Below are 21,430 nucleotides of genomic sequence, written 5' to 3' on the forward strand. Positions count from 1 at the left end.
CCTTCAACCAGCCGCCTCGCCCTCCGCCTCCGCGGGCACCGCGCGCAGCGGCGCGATGGCAGCGCGCTCCAGGACGAGGGCGAAGTCGGTGGGGTCCATGGGCTTGGCGAACAGGTAGCCCTGGCCGAAGTCGCAGCCTAGGTCGCGCAGCACGGCGAGCTGGGCGTCTTCTTCGATGCCTTCGGCGACGACGGCGAGGCCGAGCGCCTTGGCCATCGCGATCATGGCGGTAGCCAGCGCGCGGTCCTCATCGCGGGTGCAGAGGTTGGCGACGAAGGAGCGGTCGATCTTGATGCAGTCGATGGCGAAGCGGCGCAGATAATTCAGCGACGAATAGCCGGTGCCGAAGTCGTCGATGTGGATCGCGAGCCCCAGGTCGCTCAGCGCCTGCACGCGGGCGCTGTTGGCGGGAGTGAGGTCCATCAGCACGGATTCGGTGATCTCCAGTTGCAGGGCGTCGGGCTCCAGCCGGTAGCGCTCCAGCAGCCCCGCCACCGGCCCCGCGAGTGCCTCCCGCTGCACGTGCGCCGCGGAGACGTTGACCGCCACCGGTCGCGGGGCCAGCCCCTGCCGGCGCCAGTCGGCGACCTGTGCACAGACCGCTTCCAGCACCCAGCGGCCGATGTCCTGGATCAGGCCGCTCTCCTCGGCGATGGGGATGAAGCGCGCCGGCGACACGGGGCCGAGCTCGTCGTCGCGCCAGCGCAGCAGCGCCTCGCAGGCGACCAGCCGGCCGGTGTCCAGCGCGACGATGGGCTGGTATTGCAGCGTCAAGCGCTCGGCCTGCAGGGCGTGCCGGAGCCGGTGCTCGATGACCAGGCGCTCGGAGGCGCGCATGTTCAGCTCCGGCGTGAAGAACCGGTAGAGGTTGCGGCCCTCGGATTTGGCCCGGTACATGGCGAGGTCCGCGCAGCGCACGAGCCCGTCGGGGTCCTGCGCGTCCTGCGGGTAGAGCGCGATGCCGGCGCTCGCGGTGACGACGTAGCGGCCCTCCTGCAGCTCCACCGGCTCCGCGGCGGCGGCCAGCACCCGGGCGGCGAGATCGGCCGCGGCGTTGGCGTCCGGCAGCCGGTCCATGGTCGCGAGCAGCTCGTCGCCGCCGAAGCGGGCGAGAAAGGCGCCCTGCTCCAAGCCCTCGTTGTCGAGCAGCGCCTGCAGCCGGTCCGCGACCGTCTGCAGCACCCGGTCGCCCACGGCGTGGCCCAGGTTGTCGTTGATCTGCTTGAAGTTGTCGAGATCGACGAAGAGCAGCGCCAAGACCTCGTCGGCGCGCCGCGGGGCGCCCATGCGCTGCGTCAGCAGGTCGCGGATCAGGTTGCGGTTCGGCAGGCCGGTGAGCTGATCGTAGAAGGCGAGCTGCTCGATCTGCTCGTTGTACTGGCCGAGCCGCTCGGCCATCTCGCGTAGCTCGGCGCCGAGCAGGCCGAGCTCGTCGTCGCCGCGCACCGTGACCGGCGGCACGCGCCGGCCGGTGCCGATGGCCCGCGCGGCGCTGCGCAGCGACTTGAGCGGTCGCAGCACCAGCCGCCGCAGCCAGATGAACAGCACCGCCACCAGCAGCAGGGCGCTAAAAAAGCTGATGGCCACGGTCTGCACCGCCAGCGTGTCGAGCGGATGCGACAGCCCCCGCAGCGGTTGCACCGCCACAGCGGTGAGCCCTTCCCGCAACGCGCGGGCCATGACGAGGCTGGGCTCGCCACCCCAACCGAGCCGCCGCGGTGTCAGGGTCGTGCCCAAGTGGCCAAGCGTCTCGCGCAACACCGACGGCGGCGGCGCAAGCGGCGCCCGGCCGCTGTCGTAGAGCACCTCACCGTCCGCCTGCACCAGCAGCAGCGCGCCGCTCCAGCCAAGGTGCTCGGTCACGAGGCGCGCGTAGAGCGGCGTCAGGGCGACGCTCAGGGCAACGACATGCCCGTTGCTGGCCGCACCGGTGGCCGCGGCATCCGGGTCCTGCACAGCGCGATAGACGCGCAGCAGGTCGGCGTTGGCGTCCATGTCGAAGCAGGGGGCCGGCCCGGCACGCGCCGCGACCTCCGCCGCATAGGGGTCGGCCAGGGGCGAGTCACCGTGGAAGCCGATGGCAGCGGCCTGCGCCAGCACCCCGCCTGCGCCATCGAGCAGCCGAATGGAGAGGTAGTCCGGATAGGTCGTCCGGTAACGATCGAAGAGCCGCACCGCGGCGGAGGTGTCGCCCCCGGGTCCGGTGGCGGAGCGCACCGCGGGCGCCGAGGCCAGCAGCTCGGCGCTCGCCGCGGCACCATCGGCCAGGTCCGACAAGCCCTGGTCCGCGAGCATCAGCGCCACGGCCATGCCCCGCTCGGCCTGCCCCTCCAGCTTGCCCTGCAGCGACACCCAGGTGAGCCAGCCGAGCGCGACCACCGGCGCCACGACGAGCGGCACCAGCGCCAACGCCAGTTTCGCGCGCAGGCGCATGGCGTCAGTGTCGCAACCGGGGCAACGCCACGCGAACCGGCGCGCGCTCCCGGACCATTCGTCGCGGATGCGGCACCAGACGGCGGTTAATCGACGGAAACGCGAATCGCTCGTACATCAGGGATGACCGGATCACCGGCTCATTGCTACAGCTTGTACAAATATCGGCCAGTGCCGGAGGGGACAGAGTCAACGACGGGAGGGTGACCCATGATCCGGTCGGCTGTCCACTGCCAGGTTGGCGTTTTCCGGCAGATGGCGCGCGCTGGGTGCGCAGGAAGGTCGAGTTTCACGATGACACGCCGCTTTCGAGGGCCGAGGGCCGAGGGCCGAGGGCCGAGGGCCAAGGGAGCCATCCTCGGCCCTTGGCCCTTGGTTCACCTGCGGCGAGCGGCCCCCGAGGACGGGTCAGCCGTCGCGCATATCCCGCCCATCCTCGCTCGCGCCGTAAGGAAAGCGCGCGTGGCCGTAGCGCAGCACCAGCACCGCAAGTGCCAGGATCAGCACTGCACTGGCGGTGGCGATGAGCGTCCATTGGCTCATGGACTTCATGTCCAGGATCAGGTGCCGGGCGAGGGCGACGATGGCGATGTAGAGCGGCATGCGCACCGGCAGGGCACCGGAGCTGAGATAGATGCCGACCATGGTCAGCACTTCCAGATAAATGAACAGCAGCAGCAGGTCGCCGAGCGTCACCTGCGCCTCGGCGACCATCCTCTGCACCTCCTGCGCACCGGCGACGATGGTGGCAATGGTGATCAGCAGCAGCCCCAGCACCTCCAGCAGGTAGATGCCGCCGGTGCCGACGGCGATGACGCGCCGGTTGCCATGAGCATGTTGGCCATGAGCATGTTGGCCATGAGCATGTTGGCCATGAGCTTGTTGGCCATGAGCTTGTTGGCCATGAGATTCGTGGCCATGGCCGTCTTGGTTGTCGTCAGAGTTTTGCATGCCGGGATCATACCGCCCCAGGTCGGCACGCGGCGATCCATTGACGCCCGGCAACGCGCGGCGCCTTAGCGCCGCGGGCGCCTTGCCGCGCTGCGGTCGCGGCGCTAGCCTCTGCGCCCAGCTTGCGGGCGCTAATCAGCACGCAGGCGCCATGCATCGATCCCTCCCGCAGCCGAGCCGCCCACCATGCAGGATTCCGTCACTGCCGCCACCGCGGCCGCCGCGCCCGCACCCGAGACCCTCGGCGGACCCTCCAAGGGGCTGCGGGAGACGACGCTGCTGAGCCGCGACGAGCGCCTCGCCGGGCGCCCCAACCTCTGCAGCGACTGCGGCCTCTGCGATAGCTGGCTCAAGCCGGACATGGCGCGCGCCTGCGTCTTCGTGCGCAACCGGGCGGAGGAGCTCGAGCGGCGGCTGTTCGGGCGCAACCGCCGCGACGGCGATGAGCTGCGCTTCGGCGTGTTCCGGCAGATGCTCGCCGCGCGCATGCGCCGGCCGGTGGCCGGCGCGCAGTGGTCCGGCATGGTCACGAGCCTCGCGGCGCGGCTGCTCGCCCGCGGCGACGTGGAGGCGGTGCTCATGGCCGCCACGGCGCCCGGCACCCGCTTCGCGCCGCGGCCGGTGCTCGCACGCACCCCGGAAGAGGTCTTCGCCTGCGCCGGCAACAAGCCCTGCCTGTCGCCCAACCTGAGCCTGCTCGATGAGGTGCGCGCGGCCGGCGTCCAGCGCCTCGCCGTGGTCGCCACCAGTTGCCAGGTGCACATGCTGCGCGCCGCCGAGGACAGCCTGGGGCTCGATCGGCTCGACGTCATCGGCATCCCCTGCTCCGACAACGTCACCTATCCGGACCTGACGTTCTTCTTGGAGCAGGTCTCGCGCTCCCCCAGCACCATCGTCCACTACGAGTTTATGCAGGACTTCAGCCTGCACATGCGCCACGCGGACGGCAGCGTCGAGCGCCTGAACTACATCGACTTCCCGATGGACAAGCTCGACGGCATCTTCCCGTCCGCGTGCCTGTCCTGCTTCGACTACGCCAACACCCTGGCCGACCTCACCATCGGCTACATGGGCGCGCGGCTCGGCTGGCAGTGGGTGCTGGTGCGCACCGACCGCGGCGCCGAGCTGCTGGATCTGCTGCGCGATGATCTGGAGATCGGCAACCTCGACAGCGCCGGCGACCGCACCCGCGGCGTGCCGCGCTACATCGGCATGCTCGCGAAGCCGCCGGGCAAGCCGCCGAAGCCCATCCGCAGGCTCATCGCCTGGCTGCAACGCCATCGCGGCCCGCGCGGGCTCGAGTTCGCCCGCGCCATCATCGAGATGAAGCTGTTGCGCAACCTGCACCACGTGCGCACGCGCTTTGCGCGCTTCGAGCCGCGCATCGTGCCGGACTACGTGTACCGCGCGCTGGCCGACTACGACGACGCCCACCGCGCCGCCTTCGGGCGCGGCGTCCGCCCGGAGCCGCCCGCGGCCGAGCGCTCGCCCGCGGACACCGGCCGCGCGCCATGAGCGTCGCCGCGGGCGTCGCGCGTCGCTGTCGCCGCGGCACCGCCGCCGAGGTCCGCGTGCTGCTCGTCCGCGGCCTGTTGGTCCTGCTGCTCGGGCTCGGCAGCGCCGCGGCGCGCGCGGCCGTCGAGGCCGAGCTATCGGCGGACAACGTCGCCGCCGGGCAGCCGGTCACCTTGACCCTGACCAGCGCAGCGCCGCTGCCGCCACGCATCGATCTGACCCCGTTGGACGCGGACTTCCGCGTGCTGGAACAGCGCCGGGCCGAGACCCAGGCCACGGTGAACGGGCGCCGCCACCAGCGGCACGAGCTGATCCTGACCTTGCTGCCGCAGCGCACGGGCGAGCTGCGCGTGCCGTCGCTCGCGCTGGGCGCTGCGCCCTCCCCGGAGCTACCGCTCACCGTCGCCGCCACCACGACCCCGAACGGCCGACTGCTGCCGGCGCCGAGCGCCGCGGCACCGGCGCCGGCGTCGGCGCCCGCCGAGCCCATCGAGGTCAGCGTCAGCGCGGACGTCACGCCGCGCGTCGGCGTCGTCGGCCAGCAGTTTCTGCTCAGCGTGCGCGCGCGCTCGGCGGATGGCCCGCCGCAGGGCCGGCTGCCGCCGCCCGCGGCGGCCAATACACGGGTGCTGCCGCTCGGCGAGCAGCGGCTGGTGGACGCGGACGGTCGGCACGTATTCGAGCAGCGGTTCGCACTGTTCCCGCAGGCGCCGGGACGCCTCGTCATCGACCGGCTCGGCTTCGATGCCTGGGCCGTCGGCGGTGGCGCGCCGGTGCGGGAGCGGGCGCCGGCGCTGGCCATCGAGGTCGAGCCCCCACCGGCGCAGCGGCGCACGGGCACCTGGCTGCCCGCGCGGGCGCTGACGCTCACCGAGGCCGGCCCCACGGAGGTCCGCATCGCACCGGGCCAGGGCATGGAGCGCCTGCTGACGCTGCGCGCCGAGGGCCTGATGGCCGAGGACCTGCCGCCGCTCCCGCTCGACATCCCGTTTCCGCTGCGCATCCGCGACGACCCGCCGCGGCTGTGGAACGAGCGCACGCCGGACGGCGTCGTCGGCTACCGTGCCGAGCGCGTGCTGGTGAGCACGGAAGACCCCGGTGCCTATGTGCTGCCGGGGCCGTCCATCGACTGGTGGGATACCGAGACCGGCGCAGCGCGCACGGCAGCGCTGCCGGACTGGACGCTGACGGTGGCGCCCTTCGCCTCGGCGGACCGCCGCCCCGCCGCGCGCTGGGAGCGCGACCGAATCGATCCGGTGCCCGCGGACGACGCGCCGGCCGCGCCGGCGAGCAGTGCCGCCGACGCCGATGACGCTCCCGACGGCCGCGACGCCCGCGACGGCGCGTTCCCCTGGATACCGCTGCTCGGCGGCGCTGCCGGCCTGTTGCTGCTGACGCTCGCGGGCTGGCTGCTGCTGCGCCGCCGCGCACGGGCAGCCGTGCCGGCGCCGGCCGGGACGCCGACGCATGACCCGCCCGCCGCCGGCCCATCGCAGGCCACGGCAGCAGCGCTGGAGGCGCTACGCCGCGCCTATGCCGGCGCCGACGCCACCGCCGCGCGCGCCGCGCTGCTCGCTTGGGCGGCCCTGGCCTGGCCGCAGCAGCCGCCGCGCAACCTCTCGCAGCTCATGCTGCGCCTCGATGCGCCGCTGACGGATGAGATCAAGCTGCTCGACAAGGCCTTCTACGGCCCTGCCGATGCCGCCTGGGCGGCGTGCCCGGTGCCGAAGCGCGTCGCCAACCTCGCGGCAGGCGGCGGCGCGGCCGGCCCCACTTGAGCCGGCGCGTGCCGCCTCAGCCCTGGCCCAGGAGCTGCGTCAGCCGCGCGATCTCCTGCTGCGCCGCCACCTGCTCGGTGACGTCGTACTGCACGCCGAGGTAGTAGATCACGCGCCCGTCGGGGTCCTTCAGGGGCCGGATGCTGAGGCGGTTGTAGAAACGCGTGCCGTCCTTGCGATAGTTGCGCAGCGTCACCTCGACGGGGCGCTGCTCGGCGAGTGCGGCGCGGATCTCCTGCAGGCCCGGCTGCTCGCGGTCATCGCCCTGCAGGAAGCGGCAGTTGCGCCCGAGGATCTCGTCCTGCCCGTAGCCCGTCATGCGCTCGAACACGGCGTTGGCGAAAACGATGGGGTTGTCCGGCAGATCCGGGTCCGACAGTGTCACGCCGTTGACGCAGTTGTCCAAGATGTCCGCCAGCACGCTGGGGATCATGCCGGGGTCTTTTTCGACGACGAAGTTCATTGCGGTCTCCGTCTAAGGTGGTCGCCAAAGGTGGTCGCCAAAGGTGGTCGCCAATCTGGGCAGCGCGCCCGGCGCGGGCACGCGGCGCGTTTGTATGCAGGTCCGCGGGCGGCTCAGGCCGCGTCAGTCGCCGCGGCACCGGCTCAGGCGCTCTGCTGCTCCGGCGGCGCGCACTCGGCCTCAATCAGCCGCTTCAGGTTGCGCACCGTGCGCTCGGCGCCGTCCTGCACCGCCATGCGGATCAGCTTCTCGAACGGGCGCATCATCAGATCCAGCCGGCGCAGCTCAAACGTGAACGTGAGCCGGGTATGCTGCGACGCCGCATCGAAGCGATAATCCACGAGGAACGGAACGCTCGTGCCCTGAAAGGTGAGTCGGCTGCGCGGCTCCATCTGCGTGATCTTGAACGTGGACTCCGTGCGCCGGCCCTGGTCCACGCGCACCTGCCGGGCGATGCTGCCGACGCGCATGGGCCCGTTGGACACTATGCGCAGCTCCTTCACCTCGGGCGACCAGCGCGGATAGTTGCGCGCGAACTCCTCCGCGATGAAGGCATAGACCGCATCCTGCGGCCGCTCGATCTCGATACTCGCTTCTGCTTTGACCACGGCAATCTCCTCGTCGAAGCGGACGCGCAAGCCGATCCTGGCCCGCGCACGCACGAGTGGTTGCGTTCTCCCGTTGCGCGATGTGCCGCATCTTGGCGACAGTGACGCATCGGCGTCAGTGACGAATCATCGGGCATCCGGCCCGTGCCGGGAGAAACATGGCAGGTTGGTCGCCCCGGGACAAGTCGCCGAACCGATTTGTCTTGCGACCCCTGCGGACCACAGCGGTTCCGAACGCATTATGAATCAGACCCTCTTGCCGATCGACGGCCCTGCCCGGGTTGCGCCGCCCGGCACCCTCGGCCAGTTGTACGACCTCGTCACCGGCGACGAGGACGCCCGCGTGTGCAAGGATATCCCGCCGGAGTCCTGCCACGAGCAACCGCGGAACTTCTTCGCCTATCTGGTCGCGAACCTGCTGAGCAAGGTCGCCGATGACCTCTCCAGCGCCAAGCTCGTGCTGCCCTGGCTGCTCGGCGCCCTGGGTGCGCCGGCCGTGCTCGTTGGCCTGCTGGTGCCGATTCGCGAGGCCGGCGTGCTGCTGCCGCAGCTCGCGGTGGCGGCCTACATCCGGCGCATGCCGCTGCGCAAGCCCGTGTGGATCTTGGGCGCGCTGTTGAGCGCGCTCGGACTGGGCGCCATCGCGCTGGCGGCGCTGACGCAGAGCGGCGCCGCGGCGGGCTGGACCATCATTGCGCTGCTGGTGGTGCTGAGCCTCGCCCGCGGGCTCTGCTCGGTGTCGGCCAAGGACGTGCTCGGCAAGACCGTGTCGAAGTCCCGGCGCGGGCGCCTCATGGGCTGGTCGGCGGGCATCGCCGGCGGTGCGACGCTGGCGCTCGGCCTCGGGCTCGGCTTCGTAACCGACGCGGACGCGGAGCGGCTGGTCTACGCCGTGCTGCTCGGCGCCGGCGCGCTGATGTTCGTGCTCGGCGCGCTCGTGTTCGGGGCCATCCGCGAGCAGCCGGGCGCCACCGCGGGCGGCGGCAACGCGCTCACCGAAGCGCTGGCGAGCCTCGACCTGCTGCGCACCGACCCGGACTTCCGCCGCTACCTGCTGACCCGCATCGGCCTCCTGACCCTCGCGCTGGTGCCGCCGTTCTACGTGCTGCTGCTGCAGCGTGCGTCCGACTCGGCGCTGTCCGGGCTCGGGCTCCTGATCATCGCGAGCGGGCTTGCAAGCGCCGTCAGCGCACCGCTCTGGGGCCGGTTCAGCGACCGCTCGGCGCGGCTCGTGCTGGTGCTCGCCGCCGCCTTGGGCGGCGTCACCGGCATTGCCACCTGGGTCGTCGCCCGGCTGGAGCCGGGGCCGCTGGTGCTGACCTATGCGCTGGCGGGGCTGTTTCTGCTCGTCAACGTCGCCCACGCGGGCGTTCGCATCGGCCGCAAGGTCTACCTCGTGGACATGGCGAGCAACGACAACCGCGCCGCGATGGTGGCGGTGTCCAACACCATCATCGGCGTCATGATGCTGCTCGGCGGGCTCATCGGGTTGCTCGCGGACCTCTACGACACGGCGACGCTGATCCTGGTGCTCAGCATCGGCGCGCTGCTGGTGGCGGCGTACGCCCTGGGGCTGCGCGAGGTGTCCGACGAGCATGGTTGAGCGCGCCGGCGTCGGCGGCGCCCCGCACGCGGCCGACGGCGGCGTCGCGACCTGGCAGCGCGAGCTGAAGGACGCCTTCACGCGCGCCGACGCGCTGCTGGATTATCTCGACATCCCGCTCACGGCACGCGCCGGCGTGCTCGGCGGCACGGCGGACTTCCCGCTCCTGGTGCCGCGCGGCTTCGCGGCGCTGATGCGCCCCGGGGAGCTCGCGGACCCGCTGCTGCGCCAAGTGCTGCCGCTGACCGCCGAGCTCGCCGACGTGGCCGGCTTCGGCCCAGACCCGCTCGCCGAGCAGGCTGCCCGCACCGAGGCCGGCCTGCTGCGCAAGTACCCCGGCCGGGCGCTGCTCGTGGCCACCGGCGGCTGCGCCGTGCACTGCCGCTACTGCTTCCGCCGGCATTTCCCGTACACCGATGGACCCGCCCGCGGCGCCCGGGACGGCGTGCTCGCCGAGCTGGCGGCGGCAGCAGACGTGCACGAGCTGATCCTAAGCGGCGGTGATCCGCTCCTGCTCGACGACGCGGCGCTCGGCGCCCTGTTCGCGCGGCTCGCCGGGATTGCGCACCTCAAGCGCATCCGCATCCATACCCGCCTGCCCGTGGTGCTGCCGAGCCGCGTGACACCGGCGCTGTGCAGGCTCCTCGAGGACCAGCCGCAGCGCACCCTGGTCGTCATCCACGCAAATCACGCCAACGAGCTCGGCGACGCCGCCGCGCGGGGGCTCGCGGCGCTGCGCGCGGCCGGGCTGCCGGTGCTGAACCAGAGCGTGCTGCTCGCCGGCGTCAACGATTGCGTGGATACGCTGGCCGAGCTCAGCGAGCGGCTGTTCGACTGCGGCGTGCTGCCCTACTACCTGCACCAGCTCGACCGCGTCGCCGGGGCGGCGCACTTCGCCGTCGCCGACGCCGAGGCGCGGCGCCTCGCCGCGGGGCTGCGCGCGCGTCTGCCCGGCTACCTGACGCCGCTGCTGGTGCGGGAGACCCCGGCGGCCCCGTGCAAGCTGCCGCTCCTCTGACGCACCGTTGCGCAGTTTCCGCGGTGGGTGGTTACCGTAGATAATCCTCGGGGAATGTCCTAACGAGGCTTCGCCTCAGACCGACGAGGCGTGCTCGTCGCTATCGGGAACGGGATCGGGAACGGGAACGGGATCGGGATCGGGTGGCACTCGGTTCGATTTCGATTTCGATTTCGATTTCGATTTCGATAGCGATCCCGACGCGACGCGCCTCGCCAGTCCGACGCCCCGTTGAAACTTGACTCTTCTGCAAACATCCGGCGCCGTCAAGCAATCTAGCCCGGCAGCGCCGCGGCCCGGCAGCGGAGCCCAAGTCTCTGCGCGCTGTCGTTTCGCCACGTCGTCCGACATTACGAGGACGACAACGATTCATCCCGGAACCTCCGCGAGTCCGCCCCAGCGCAATGTCCCTTGAGTCCGAACGCCCATCGAGCACCACCGCCCTCGGCGGCGCACCCGACGCCCTCTGCGCCATCGCCGACCGGGTCGAGGCGCCGCTGGCGCTGCTCTGTGACGGCAACGTGCTGTACCTGAACGCGGCGCTGCGGGCCTTGCTCGCGCTGCCGCCGGAGGCAGCAAGCGTGCCGCGACCCTTCGCGGACTTCGCCGCACCGGAGTCGGCCAAGTCGCTGCGGGCCTTGCTCGGCCGGGCGCTGCTGCTCGATGTCGACGACAGCACGCGCGAGAGCATGACCTTTATCCCGGCGGAGGGTCCGGCCTTCGCGGCCGAGGTGACGGCCACGCTGCTGCCGCTCCAGGGCGGCCAGGGCCTGACGGTGACGCTCACGCCCACGGGCCGCGGCGCGGCGCGCGCGGAGGGGCTCATGGATGACAGCGCCGCCCGCACCGATGAGCGCGGCCTGCTGCTGCAGCGCCTCGCCGTCCTCGCCGATGATGCAAGCCCGGTGGAGCGCACCGCGGCGCTCGCGCTGGTGGTGGTTGACGACTATGCGCGGCTGCGGCGAGAGCAGGGATTCGCCGCGGCGGCAAGCCTGATGCACACGCTCCATGACCAGCTCGGCGCGGCGGCGCCGGCGGACAGCCGGGTCTTCCGTGTCGCCGACGATGCCCTGGCCGTGCTGAGCGAGGACATCAACGCGGCTGGGCTCCAACCGCTGCGCCGCCGCCTGCTCGAAGCCGCCGCGGCAGCGCCCGCGCCGGTGCGCCTGAGCGTCGGGCTCGGCAAGGTCACGCCCGGTGCCGGTGCGGCGGCTGACCTGCTCGACCGCACGCTCGCGGATGCGGGCCCGCCGCCCTCGGCGCTGGCCGGACAGTCGCTGTCCCAGGCAGCGTCCTGGACCCTCGCCGACGCCCCCGACAGCAGCATCGCCGACGCCAGCGAAGGGCTCGATCTGCTGGAGCCGGATGTGAGCGTCGAGGCGTACGCGCGCGGCGGCCCGCCGCAGCTCCGATCGACCGCCACGAGCGGCGCCACGGGTGAGGTCATCGTCGAGGATGGGCTCACGGCCCGCATCCAGGCCGCGCTGGAGGGCGAGGGCTTCGTGCTCGCCTTCCAGCCCATCGTCAGCCTGATGGGCGACAGCCGCGAACACTACAGCGTGCTCGTGCGCCTGCGTCGGCCCGACGGCACCTTCACCAACGCGGCCGACATCATCCGCTCCGCCGCCGGCACCGGCCGGCTGGCGGACATCGACCGCTGGGTCATGCGCAAGGCCTTCACGCTGCTCTCCCAACGCCGGCGCCGCGGCGAGAAGGCCGCTTTCTTCGTCAGCCTGTCCGCGGACATCGTGGCCGACGAGGGCCTGCTGATCTGGATCTGCGATGCGCTGCGGGAGTTCGACCTGCGTGGTAGCTGGGTCACCTTCCAGATGCAGGAGCGCGAAACCCTGCGACAATCCGACGCCTGGGGGACGCTGGCCGCCGGGCTCAAGGACATCCAGTGCCGCATCTGCGTCAACCAGCACGGGCTGGTGGACGCCGACGACAGCGGCAGCGTCGGCAGGCCGGACTTCGTCAAGTTCGCGCCGTCGCTGGTGGACGGGCTGTCGCACGACAAGGACAAGCAGGTGCGCCTGCTGGAGTTGGTCCGGCTGGCCAAGGCGCGCAACGTGCGCACCATCATCACCGGCGTCGAGGACGCCCGCGCGCTGAACCTGCTATGGGACGCGGGCGTCGAGTACGTGCAGGGCGACTACATTCAGGCCGCGGAGACGACCCTCGAGCTGCCGCAGACCAGCATCGGGGATAGGAGCTAGGAGCTAGGAGCTAGAGGCTAGGGGCTAGGAGCTAGGGGCAGTGCTTCGCTGCCGAACTCCCGAGACCGTGATTTCGTCGCTGCCATTGTCGTAAGCGTGCGTGGTCGTAATCGAACGTGCGCGGAGTTGACGGGCGTTGACCGGAGCGTTGACTGGAGCGTTGACCGGAGTGTTGACCGGAGTGTTGACCGGAGTATTGACTGGAGTGTTGACCTCCAGGTCAACACGGCCACAGAGCGGGATACTGAGTCGCGACTGCCGAGCCGACCGGGAGGTCGGCTCTCCAGCCCTCGCCTCATCGAAATCGAAATCGAAATCGCTATCGAAATCGGGATCGGGATCGGGATCGCTTGGCACTCGGTTCGATTTCGATCCCGACGCGCCTGGCCGGTCGGACGGCCCGTCGAAACTTCTAGGGGCTAGGGGCTAGGGGCTAGCAAGGCACAGCGGCCGTCCGGGGTAGGCTCAACCGCCGTTCGCGATGCCGTGCGGGACATGCCCTGTGGCGATGCGCCCGCGCGCATCGGCGCAGTGGCTCTCCTGGTCGTCGAAGAAAATGTCCGCGTCGAAGGCCTCCAGAAACCCGGCCTTCGGCAGCCCGCCCAGGAACAAGGCCTCGTCGATGCGGATACCCCAGTCCCGGAGCGTGCGGATCACGCGCTCATGCGACGGCGCACCGCGCGCCGTGATCAGCGCGGTGCGCAGCGGCGCATCCCGCGGCGGAAACAGCGCCTGGATACGCTGTAACGCCGCGAGAAAACCCTTGAACGGCCCCGCGGACAGCGGCACCGACGCACTCGCGACCTCCTGGGCATTGAACGCCGCAAGCCCGGCACTGCGGTAGACCCGCTCGGCTTCGTCGGAGAACAGCACGGCGTCGCCGTCGAAGGCGATGCGCACCGGCCCATCCTCGGCCCCGCGCGCATGCGCCGGGGCGGGCACCAGGGTCGCCGCCGCACAGTCCGCGGCGAGCGCACAGCGCACGTCGTCCGGGTCGGCGGACAAGAACAGATGCGCACCGAAGGCACCCACGTAGCGATACGGGCTCGCGCCGCCCGAGAAGGCCGCGCGGGTGATGTCGAGCCCATGGTGTCGGATGGAGTTAAACACCCGAAGCCCCGTGTCGGAGCTGTTGCGCGACAGCAAGATGACCTCCACCCGCCCGCCCTCGCCCAAGCGCCCATTGAGCGCCAACAGCTTCTGCACCAGCGAGAAGGCGACGCCCGGCTCCAGCACCTCGTTCTCGCGCGCGACTTGGTAGGCGTGGTATGCCTCCACGCCCTCCTCCATGAAGACGCGGTGGGACTCGTCCAGATCGAATAGCGCGCGCGAGGAGATGGCGACGACGAGGCGGATGGGCTCCGTCGACGCGAGCGACTCGGGCGCGGGGGTGAGAGCCGTCAGCGGATTCAGCAGATCGGGCCTGCTCACGAGGGCCTGCTCACGAGGGCCTGCTCACGAGGGCCTGCTCACCACGGCATGAAGGAGTTCATGAAGTGCATCGGCCGGCCGATGCTGCGATTCATGCCGCCGAGGTCGTCGCGCATGGTCGCCGTGGTGACGGTCATGGACTGCATGGAATGGTCCATGCCCTGCATGGTCGTCAGCATCGGCTCCAGCACGCTCACGTCACGCGCCATGGAGTCCACGCCCACGGCCATCGTGCGCACGTTGGAGCTCATCTGGCCCATGTTGTCGGAGATGGACTGCATGTTGCTCGCCATCACGGTCATGTTGGAATCGACGCTGATGGCCAGGTAGTGCACGTCCTTGGCGAGGCTGAACACCAGGTAGAAGCCGTAGGCCGCGAGGATGATGAACGCGAACAGCGACGGATAGACGATGAGCTCCCAGCGCCGCGCACTGTTCTCGAAGGCCTGGGACAGCCGATCCATGGCGTACGCGTTGGTCTGAGGGTCGCTCGCATCGGCCGGCGGCATGCCCGGGGCGCGGCGCTCGTCGGCGTTTCCGCCCGGGCCGAACTGCTGACCAGGCCCCGCCCCGCCGGGGCCGCCCTGCCGGGAATCGGAGTTGGAATGCGCCATCGCCTTATCTGCCTCAGTGGAATGTCGTTATGCGTCAGCGGCGCCCGGAAGGCGGGCTCGTCGAACCCACCGCCTCAGCGCTTGACAGGCGTAAGGGTTGAGAGACTAACACAAGCGCTCGGAATTCCCATGACAAGACCCAAGGGCCATGGTTGATTACCCGGTATCGGCGGCGGGCATTGTCTGGACCGCCCTCAACTGAGGAGGTGCGGGAACAGCGTCGCGGCCAGCGCATAGAACTCCTTCGCACCCTTGCCGCGTGGCTCCAGCTCGAACACCGCGAGCCCCTCGCTGAAGGAGCGTCGAAACACCGTGCGCTGCGACAGCCGCGGCTTGATGAAGCGCACGTCCGGCAGCGACACCAGCGCCGCCGCCGCCTCGTTGGTCTCGCGCACCGCGTGATGGGTGTCGCCGCGATTGATGAAGCCAATGATCTCCGGCGCCGCGCCCTGCGCCTCCACCGAGCGCACCAAGCGCGCGAAGCGCTGAGCCGACCAGATATCAGCCTGCGACGGCGGCACCGGCAGCACGACCCGCTGGCAAAACGACAGCGCCGTGCGCATGGCGTCCATGTCGGCGGTGCCGATATCGATGAGCGTCTCCTCGTGCTCGGCGAGCCCCTCGGCCGTCAACGCGCTGCGATCGCGCACCAGCAGCTTGGGCTGGAAGCCCTCCTCGGCCCGCACCTCGGTCACGTCGAGCAGCGTCGCCTGGGGATCGGCGTCGATGAGCTGGACGTCCATGTCAGCCATGGCCAGCCAGACGCCCAGGTTGAACGTGAGCGTGCTTTTCCCGGAGCCCCCTTTAAGGGACCCAATCACCGTGATCATCGACGCGATACCCCTGCGGTGGCCGAACCGTGCGCAAGAATACATGACGGAAGGGCCAAGGACCGAGGGATGAGGGCCGAAAGCGTGGGTTGCTGCCTAAACGAGGCTCGACGAGCCATGCTCATCGATATCGAAATCGGGATCGGGATCGGGATCGGGATCGGTCTCGGGATCGAGTAGCACCCGGTTCGATTTCGATAGCGATAGCGATCCCGACCCCGATCCCGACGCGCCTCGCCAGTCCGACGCAAAGGGCCGAGGGCCGAGGGAGGGCTCCCTTGGCCCTTGGCCCTCGGCCCTCGGCCCTTCAAGCGCCTTGTCGCCATGAAACCTGATTCATCTGCAAGCTTTTGTTGCCGTAAAGGAATCTAGTCAGCGGCCTCGGCCTGCGGCAGCTCGATGACGGCGCTCGCGGGCTTTAGGCTCAGCCTGCCGCCGTGGTCCTGCGCGGTGCGTTCCGCGGCCTGGGCCATGAGCTTGAAGTCCGCGCGCTCCCGCGGTACGTCCGGGGGCGCATCGCCGACGGCCGCCAGCGACAGCAGCAGCATGCCGTCGCGCGCCTCCACCCGCAGTTGCGGGCGCTGGTTGCAGGCGCCGTTGCAGTCGGTGCCAACGCCGATGAGCCGGAGCACGTGCACCACCGCCGCCTCAAAGCTCCCCCGCTCCACCGGCACCATATCGCCGTGGTCGCTGCCAACCACCACATCACCGCCAAACGCGCGGACGATGTCCGCCGCCAGGGCGCTCACGTCGCAGCGACGCACCGGGCCATCGCCGAAGCGGTTGGCGTGGACCATGTCCGAGAGCTTGGTGGTCAGCGTCGTCGCCGCGCCCTGGATGCGCGCCAGGCGCTCGCCCCGCGTGGCATCGTCGGTTTCGAGCTGCAGGGTCTCGGCGATCAGGTCGATGACGCTGAGCGGCGTGCGTAGCAAGTGCGCCTGCTGCCGGGCCTGCTCGGCGAGGAGAGAACGCCGCTCCAAGTCCACGAGGCGCTCGATCACCGGGCTCGGCGCGCCCGCACCCGCGCTGCCGCCGGGGTGGGTGTATTGTCCGTCGCCTGCTGTGCGCTGGGTCATTAAAGGTATCTTCGGTGTACGTCGTCGCCGCCCGCTCGGCGCCATGCTCAGTTGCCGGCTGTGCCCTCCTTTGGCCTGTCGCCGCGCGCGGCCTCGCAGAAGAGCTCCATCAGCGCCTGTCGACCCACGGGTTTCGTGAAATGCCGGTCGAAGCCGGCGGCGCGACCGCGCTCACGGACCCGGGCGTCACCATAGCCGGACACCGCCGCCAGGAGCATCGGTGCGCCCATAGGCCCTGTGTCCACGGCTGAGCCACTCATATCGGGCGCTGCCGGCCCGACCGCAGGGGACTCTACATGACCCACGTCCCGGGTCTCAACAGCAGGACCGCCTTCCGCGCCTGTTGATCCCGCACACGACGAGGCGGCATCAGTGCCGGAGGCATCCCGCCAACCGGCGCTTTCGAGTGAACGCAAGCGGCGTGCCGTTTCGAACCCGTCCATGCCGTCCATGCCCAGATCGAGCAGCACCACGCGCGGGCGAAAACGCGGTGCGGCAGCCAGGGCCTCGGGCCCGCTGCGGCAGACCTGGACCTCGTGGCCGAGCGCGGACAGCAGCATGGCCATGCCGTCCGCCGCATCGGCGTTGTCATCCACCACCAGCACGCGCAGCCCGTGCGGCGTCTGGGCAGGGGCCTTGCGTCGCCTGGGCGTCGCCGCCGGGGCCGCGACACTGGGCAGGAACAGGCTGAAGGTGGAGCCGCGCCCCGGCCCGGCGCTGTCCACCTCGATACGCCCGCCGTGCAGCTCCGCGAGCCGCGCCGCAATGGCGAGCCCGAGACCCAGCCCGGACCTGCTGCTGCCTCCGGTGCGCTCCAGCCGATGCCGGCCCTGGGTGAAGATCTGGAAGAGGTTGGTGCGCAGCTCCGCGTCGATGCCGTCGCCGTTGTCCGCGACCCGCAGCACCACGGTGCCCGGCTGCGCCTCCGCGGACAGCCGCACATGACCACCCGCTGGGGTGTACTTTGCGGCGTTATTGAGCAGGTTGGTCAACACCTGGGCGAGGCGCGCCGGGTCCGCGTCCAGGTAGACCGGCGTGTCCGGCAGCTCGATATCGAACCGATGCCCGCGCGCCTCCAGCTCCGGCTGGGAAGCGTCGATGGCCTGCTCGATGATCTCGTTCAGGGCGACGACGCGGCGCGCCAGCCGGAGCTTGCCGCGGACGACGCGGGAGATATCGAGCAAATCGTCCAGCAGGCGGTCCATTTGCCGCGCCTGGCGCTCCACCATATCGATGCTCCAGCGCAGCTTCGCATCGGCGGGGCTGAGCAGGCGCATTAGGTCCACCGCGTGCTGCAGCGGCGCCATGGGGTTGCGCAGCTCGTGACCGAGGATGGCCAGAAAGTCGTCCTTTTGGCGGTCCGCGTCGGTGAGCGCCTGCTGCGCGCGCACCAGCTCGTCGATGTCCGATGCCGCCCCGAACCAGGCCGGGGCAGCGTCAGGATCGGCCGACGGCACCGCCATCAGCCGCGCGCGGGCCTCCCACCAGCGGTAGACACCGTCCACACAGCGCAGCCGGTAGCGGATGCGCAGCGGTGCATCGGCGACGACCGCCGCATCCCAGGCGGCACAGACGCCCTCACGGTCATCCGGGTGCAGGACCGCCATCCAGCCGTGGCCGAGGCCGGCCCCGGACACCATCCCCGTGACGCTGTAGAAGCGCTCGTTCAGGTACTCGGCGCGGGCCTTGGGGTCAGCGATGAACAGGATGTCCGGCACCGTTTCGGCCATGGTGCGAAAGCGCTGCTCGATCTCCGCCAGGCGACGCTCGGTGCGGCGCTGCTCGCGCACGTCGATGCCCACCGCCACGCGGCGGCCGTCGAGCAGCGCGGCGCTGGCCCAGACGACATCCACCCGGGCACCGTCGCAGTCGGTCATTGGCAGGTCCGTCCAGCCGCCGCCGGCGCGCAGCAGCGCGGTGCGGGCGTGGGCGCGCTCGCCCGCCTGCGGCCACCACAGCGCGAGGGGGTCGGCGGCGTCCGCGAGGTCGCTTCGGCTCCAGCCGAGGACGCGCGTCATGCTGCGATTGACGCGCAGGTTGGCGAAATCGCTGTCGTAGACCATGACCATGGCCGGCAGCCGGTCCATGACCTCGGCGAGCAGATCGAGCCGGCGGGCGTTGTCCGCGTCGGCGCACACCTGCGCCGTGATGTCGGCACTGATCACGCTGGCGCCGATGCGCCCGCCGGCGGCATCGAAGCGCGCGCGGCCGTGGTCCTCGACAACGCGCTCACCGCCGGGATCAACCCTCAGGCGGTAGCGCACGCGGTAGGTGGGTGCCGCGGCCGTGGTGGCGGCGAGGGCAGCGTGCAGCGCGTCTCGATCGGCCGGATGCACACGCCCCAGAAAGTCTGCCCCGGACTCCACCAGGGCGCCGACGCCGAGCAGTTGCCGGCCGGCGTCATCGCGCCGGATGACATCGCAGACCAGGTCCCAATCGAAGCCGAAGGTCGGGGGCGGGGTCGGGGCCGGGGTCGCGGCAGCACCGTCGGCCGCCTCCGCCAGACGATCTGCGAAGCCGCTGCCGACGACGAGCGTTCCAGCGATGATGCTCATGGAGGGGCTTATGGAGGGGCTTATGGAGCGGCTTATGGAGGGCTTTTTTGCTTGAGGCTGGGGGCTCGTGCTGCTGTCAGCGACGGACCGGAGCCGGGGTCGGCGGCAGCAGCAGGAACCGCAGCGTCCGGACGCATTCCGCGCTTGAACTTAGGCAGCACGGGCCGATGGGTCAAGATTCCGGGCGCCGGGCGTCGCCCGGCGGTGGCAACGCGCGGCGGAGCCGACAGCCGCAGTCGGCGCGAGCCTGATCGCGACCCGCCGGCAGCGCGACCGGCTGCATGCGCACCCGGCGCGGGTGCCTGCAACCGTCGCTGCGCTTGCGCGCGCCGCCCGGCCGCTGGCATGGCGGCTGCGTCACGCTGGATTCCATCCCATGCCCACCCACAGGAATTGAGACGATGGCGAACCAACAGTCCCTGCCTCGGCCCGAACCGAGCGCACCGGACGCGAGCTGACCATAGGCCGGTCTGACTACCCCGGCGGCGGAAGCACGGAGCACGCCCGCGCCGTCATCGGCACGCTGCTCGGCGAGCTGCACATCCCCGCCCGCGACCTCGCGCTAGGGCGCCTGGCGGACGGTTGGTGCCTGGAGCTCCAGTGCCGAGTCGCCGGGCGCTGGAGCCCCTGCCTGCTAGAGCTGAGCCCCGACGCCATTCGCTGCGGCGAGCCAGGAGGAAGGGGCTAGGAGCTAGGAGGAAGGGGCTAGGGGCTAACGAGGCTTCGCTTAGACCGACGAGTCGTGCCCATCGCTATCGAAAGCCCGCCGGCAGCCGAGCCGGAGCCTGGCCTGGCCTGGCCTGGCCTGGCCTGGCCGGAGAGCCGACCTCCCGGTCGGCTCCTCCTCGCGACACCAGCGCACCCCGCTCTGTCGCCGTGTTGACCTGGAGGTCAACACTCCAGTCAACACTCCAGTCAACACTCCAGTCAACACCCGAGGGCCAAGGGCCGAGGAGGGTTCGCTTGGCCCTCGGCCCTCGCCCCTTCCCATCTGGCTCAACGCTTGCTTCACCTTCGGATACCCGGCGGGTGACGCGCCGCTGCGCTCGCCACCCGCGCCAGCACCAGACCCGGAGGTTGCCCATGACCACTTACCACCTCTCCACGGCGCAGACCCCGCACCGTGCCTACCACATCCCGCATCTGAGCATGCTGCGTCCGCTGACCTGGCTGTCGCGCGGATTCGCCGACCTTGTTGCGATGCCGCGGGTCAGTGCCGCCTACGGCGCCGGTGTCGCGGCGCTGGCCTTCCTGATGGTGTATCTCACCTTCGGCGCCAGCAGCTTCGTGCTGGTGCCCTTCCTGTTCGGCGGCTTTCTCAGCATCGCGCCGATCCTGTCCGTCGGCCTCATTGCGATGGCGAAGCGCCGCGAGGAGCCCAACAACGACCAGTCGGTGGTCAAGATTCTGTCGCTCAATGCATCGAGCCTGGCGCTGCTCGGGCTCTTGCTGGTCATGGTGTTCCTGAACTGGATCATGCTGTCGAACCTGACCTTCGGCGGCTTCTTCGGCGAGGTGACGCCCACCTACGGCCAAGTGCGGCCGTTACCGGTGATGTTCGGCAAGAGCTGGCCCTTCGCGCTCATCTACGGCGGCATTGCGCTGGTGCTCGCGCTGGTGCTGTTCCGCATGGTGGCGCTGGCGTTGCCGATGCTGGTGGATCAGCGCGTGGATGTGTTCAACGCCATCTTCGCGAGCTGGCGGGCCGTCGGCGAGAACTGGCCGAGCATGCTGGTGTGGGCGGCGCTCTTGTTCCTGCTCACCAGCATCGGCATCGGGCTCTACTTCATCGGCCTCATCGTCGTCGTGCCCTGGCTCGGCTATGCCACGTGGCATGCCTACCGGGATACGTTGATCCTTGAGGAAGGTGCTAGCGACTAGGTGCTAGGTGCCAGGGGCTCCTGGCCCCTAGGCCAAGTGCGTCGGGATCGAAATCGAAATCGAAATCGCTATCGAAAGATCCTGAGAACCGGGGTTTCGTTGGAGTTCTGACCGAGGTTTTGACTGGCGTGTTTGACTGGCGTGTTTGACTGGCGTGTTTGACTGGAGTGTTTGACTGGAGTGTTTGACTGGCGTGTTTGACTGGCGTGTTTGACTGGCGTGTTTGACTGGAGTGTTTGACTGGAGTGTTGACCTCCAGGTCAACACCGACAGCGCGGCATGCACCGATATCGCGAGCCGACCTGGAGGTCGGCTCTCCGGCCAGGCCAGGCCAGGCCAGGCCGGGCTCCGGCCGGGCGCCTTGACTGGAGTGTTGACCTCCAGGTCAACACCGACAGCGCGGCGTGCACCACTATCGCGAGCCGACCTGGAGGTCGGCTCTCCGGCCAGGGCTCCGG

15 protein-coding genes are annotated in these 21,430 nt (G+C 70.3%); 6 read left to right on the top strand and 9 right to left on the bottom strand.

From position 1 onward, the window contains the following. Positions 1–3: 3 nt before the first annotated feature. Both ML01_RS14230 and ML01_RS30210 read right to left on the bottom strand, forming a co-directional pair. The gene (locus ML01_RS14230; RefSeq protein ID WP_058556060.1) at positions 4–2,433 is read right to left on the bottom strand and encodes a bifunctional diguanylate cyclase/phosphodiesterase; all 2,430 of its coding nucleotides are present in this window, start codon (positions 2,431–2,433) and stop codon (positions 4–6) included. Positions 2,434–2,841: 408 nt separating this feature from the next. Beyond that, on the bottom strand, positions 2,842–3,246 hold the full coding sequence (locus ML01_RS30210) for a phosphate-starvation-inducible protein PsiE (RefSeq protein WP_058556080.1): 405 nt from the start codon (positions 3,244–3,246) through the stop codon (positions 2,842–2,844). A 324-nt stretch (positions 3,247–3,570) separates the two neighbouring features. On the opposite strand from ML01_RS30210, the gene ML01_RS14240 reads away from it, so the two are divergent. Together ML01_RS14240 and ML01_RS14245 are read left to right on the top strand one after the other, a co-directional pair. After that, positions 3,571–4,899, top strand: coding sequence for a Coenzyme F420 hydrogenase/dehydrogenase, beta subunit C-terminal domain (locus ML01_RS14240; protein WP_082674286.1), 1,329 nt, complete (start codon positions 3,571–3,573; stop codon positions 4,897–4,899). Then, complete coding sequence (locus tag ML01_RS14245; protein WP_058556061.1) at positions 4,896–6,677, top strand: BatD family protein; 1,782 nt, start codon at positions 4,896–4,898, stop codon at positions 6,675–6,677. Before ML01_RS14240 ends, ML01_RS14245 begins: the two co-directional genes overlap by 4 nt. A 16-nt stretch (positions 6,678–6,693) precedes the next feature. Here the strand turns inward: ML01_RS14245 and ML01_RS14250 are convergent, their stop codons facing one another. Together ML01_RS14250 and ML01_RS14255 are read right to left on the bottom strand one after the other, a co-directional pair. Continuing rightward, a complete protein-coding gene (locus tag ML01_RS14250; protein WP_058556062.1) occupies positions 6,694–7,140 on the bottom strand; it encodes a PAS domain-containing protein in 447 nt (148 codons plus the stop codon). A gap of 143 nt (positions 7,141–7,283) precedes the next feature. Next, positions 7,284–7,748 (bottom strand): SRPBCC family protein, encoded by a 465-nt coding sequence (locus ML01_RS14255; RefSeq protein ID WP_058556082.1) that lies wholly within the window; start codon positions 7,746–7,748, stop codon positions 7,284–7,286. 241 nt (positions 7,749–7,989) lie between these two features. Here ML01_RS14255 and ML01_RS14260 point away from each other — a divergent pair, with 241 nt between their 5' ends. From ML01_RS14260 to ML01_RS14270, 3 genes are all read left to right on the top strand, one after another. Beyond that, positions 7,990–9,351 carry an MFS transporter gene (locus ML01_RS14260; protein WP_058556063.1) on the top strand — a complete coding sequence of 454 codons (1,362 nt, stop codon included), beginning with the start codon at positions 7,990–7,992 and terminating at the stop codon, positions 9,349–9,351. Then, the gene (gene epmB, locus ML01_RS14265) at positions 9,344–10,369 is read left to right on the top strand and encodes an EF-P beta-lysylation protein EpmB (protein ID WP_058556064.1); all 1,026 of its coding nucleotides are present in this window, start codon (positions 9,344–9,346) and stop codon (positions 10,367–10,369) included. Before ML01_RS14260 ends, epmB begins: the two co-directional genes overlap by 8 nt. A 404-nt stretch (positions 10,370–10,773) precedes the next feature. Further along, positions 10,774–12,585 carry an EAL domain-containing protein gene (locus ML01_RS14270; RefSeq protein ID WP_058556065.1) on the top strand — a complete coding sequence of 604 codons (1,812 nt, stop codon included), beginning with the start codon at positions 10,774–10,776 and terminating at the stop codon, positions 12,583–12,585. A gap of 465 nt (positions 12,586–13,050) precedes the next feature. On the opposite strand, the gene ML01_RS14275 is transcribed toward ML01_RS14270, so the two are convergent. From ML01_RS14275 to ML01_RS14295, 5 genes are all read right to left on the bottom strand, one after another. After that, positions 13,051–13,989, bottom strand: a complete 939-nt coding sequence (locus ML01_RS14275; RefSeq protein ID WP_058556083.1) for a 5'-nucleotidase — start codon at positions 13,987–13,989, stop codon at positions 13,051–13,053. A 65-nt stretch (positions 13,990–14,054) separates the two neighbouring features. Beyond that, on the bottom strand, positions 14,055–14,525 hold the full coding sequence (locus ML01_RS14280; RefSeq protein WP_058556084.1) for a hypothetical protein: 471 nt from the start codon (positions 14,523–14,525) through the stop codon (positions 14,055–14,057). 299 nt (positions 14,526–14,824) lie between these two features. Continuing rightward, the gene (locus ML01_RS14285; RefSeq protein WP_058556066.1) at positions 14,825–15,460 is read right to left on the bottom strand and encodes an AAA family ATPase; all 636 of its coding nucleotides are present in this window, start codon (positions 15,458–15,460) and stop codon (positions 14,825–14,827) included. A gap of 368 nt (positions 15,461–15,828) precedes the next feature. Then, positions 15,829–16,536 carry a HAMP domain-containing histidine kinase gene (locus ML01_RS14290; RefSeq protein WP_058556067.1) on the bottom strand — a complete coding sequence of 236 codons (708 nt, stop codon included), beginning with the start codon at positions 16,534–16,536 and terminating at the stop codon, positions 15,829–15,831. Positions 16,537–16,583: 47 nt separating this feature from the next. Beyond that, on the bottom strand, positions 16,584–19,091 hold the full coding sequence (locus tag ML01_RS14295; protein WP_058556068.1) for an ATP-binding protein: 2,508 nt from the start codon (positions 19,089–19,091) through the stop codon (positions 16,584–16,586). A 1,083-nt stretch (positions 19,092–20,174) separates the two neighbouring features. Here ML01_RS14295 and ML01_RS14300 point away from each other — a divergent pair. Beyond that, the gene (locus tag ML01_RS14300) at positions 20,175–20,972 is read left to right on the top strand and encodes a DUF2189 domain-containing protein (protein WP_058556069.1); all 798 of its coding nucleotides are present in this window, start codon (positions 20,175–20,177) and stop codon (positions 20,970–20,972) included. The last annotated feature ends 458 nt before the right edge of the window (positions 20,973–21,430 follow it).

Source organism: Thiohalocapsa sp. ML1 (assembly GCF_001469165.1).
In the GTDB taxonomy this organism is placed as follows: domain Bacteria; phylum Pseudomonadota; class Gammaproteobacteria; order Chromatiales; family Chromatiaceae; genus Thiohalocapsa.

What these genes read in the sequence shown, in the direction of transcription:
- ML01_RS14230 (WP_058556060.1), bottom strand. Translation starts at nt 2,433, where the DNA reads ATGCGCCTGCGCGCGAAACTGGCGTTGGCGCTGGTGCCGCTCGTCGTG.
- ML01_RS14240 (WP_082674286.1), top strand. Translation starts at nt 3,571, where the DNA reads ATGCAGGATTCCGTCACTGCCGCCACCGCGGCCGCCGCGCCCGCACCC.
- ML01_RS14245 (WP_058556061.1), top strand. Translation starts at nt 4,896, where the DNA reads ATGAGCGTCGCCGCGGGCGTCGCGCGTCGCTGTCGCCGCGGCACCGCC.
- ML01_RS14250 (WP_058556062.1), bottom strand. Translation starts at nt 7,140, where the DNA reads ATGAACTTCGTCGTCGAAAAAGACCCCGGCATGATCCCCAGCGTGCTG.
- ML01_RS14260 (WP_058556063.1), top strand. Translation starts at nt 7,990, where the DNA reads ATGAATCAGACCCTCTTGCCGATCGACGGCCCTGCCCGGGTTGCGCCG.
- epmB (WP_058556064.1), top strand. Translation starts at nt 9,344, where the DNA reads ATGGTTGAGCGCGCCGGCGTCGGCGGCGCCCCGCACGCGGCCGACGGC.
- ML01_RS14270 (WP_058556065.1), top strand. Translation starts at nt 10,774, where the DNA reads ATGTCCCTTGAGTCCGAACGCCCATCGAGCACCACCGCCCTCGGCGGC.
- ML01_RS14280 (WP_058556084.1), bottom strand. Translation starts at nt 14,525, where the DNA reads ATGCCGCCGGCCGATGCGAGCGACCCTCAGACCAACGCGTACGCCATG.
- ML01_RS14285 (WP_058556066.1), bottom strand. Translation starts at nt 15,460, where the DNA reads ATGATCACGGTGATTGGGTCCCTTAAAGGGGGCTCCGGGAAAAGCACG.
- ML01_RS14290 (WP_058556067.1), bottom strand. Translation starts at nt 16,536, where the DNA reads ATGACCCAGCGCACAGCAGGCGACGGACAATACACCCACCCCGGCGGC.
- ML01_RS14295 (WP_058556068.1), bottom strand. Translation starts at nt 19,091, where the DNA reads ATGAGCATCATCGCTGGAACGCTCGTCGTCGGCAGCGGCTTCGCAGAT.
- ML01_RS14300 (WP_058556069.1), top strand. Translation starts at nt 20,175, where the DNA reads ATGACCACTTACCACCTCTCCACGGCGCAGACCCCGCACCGTGCCTAC.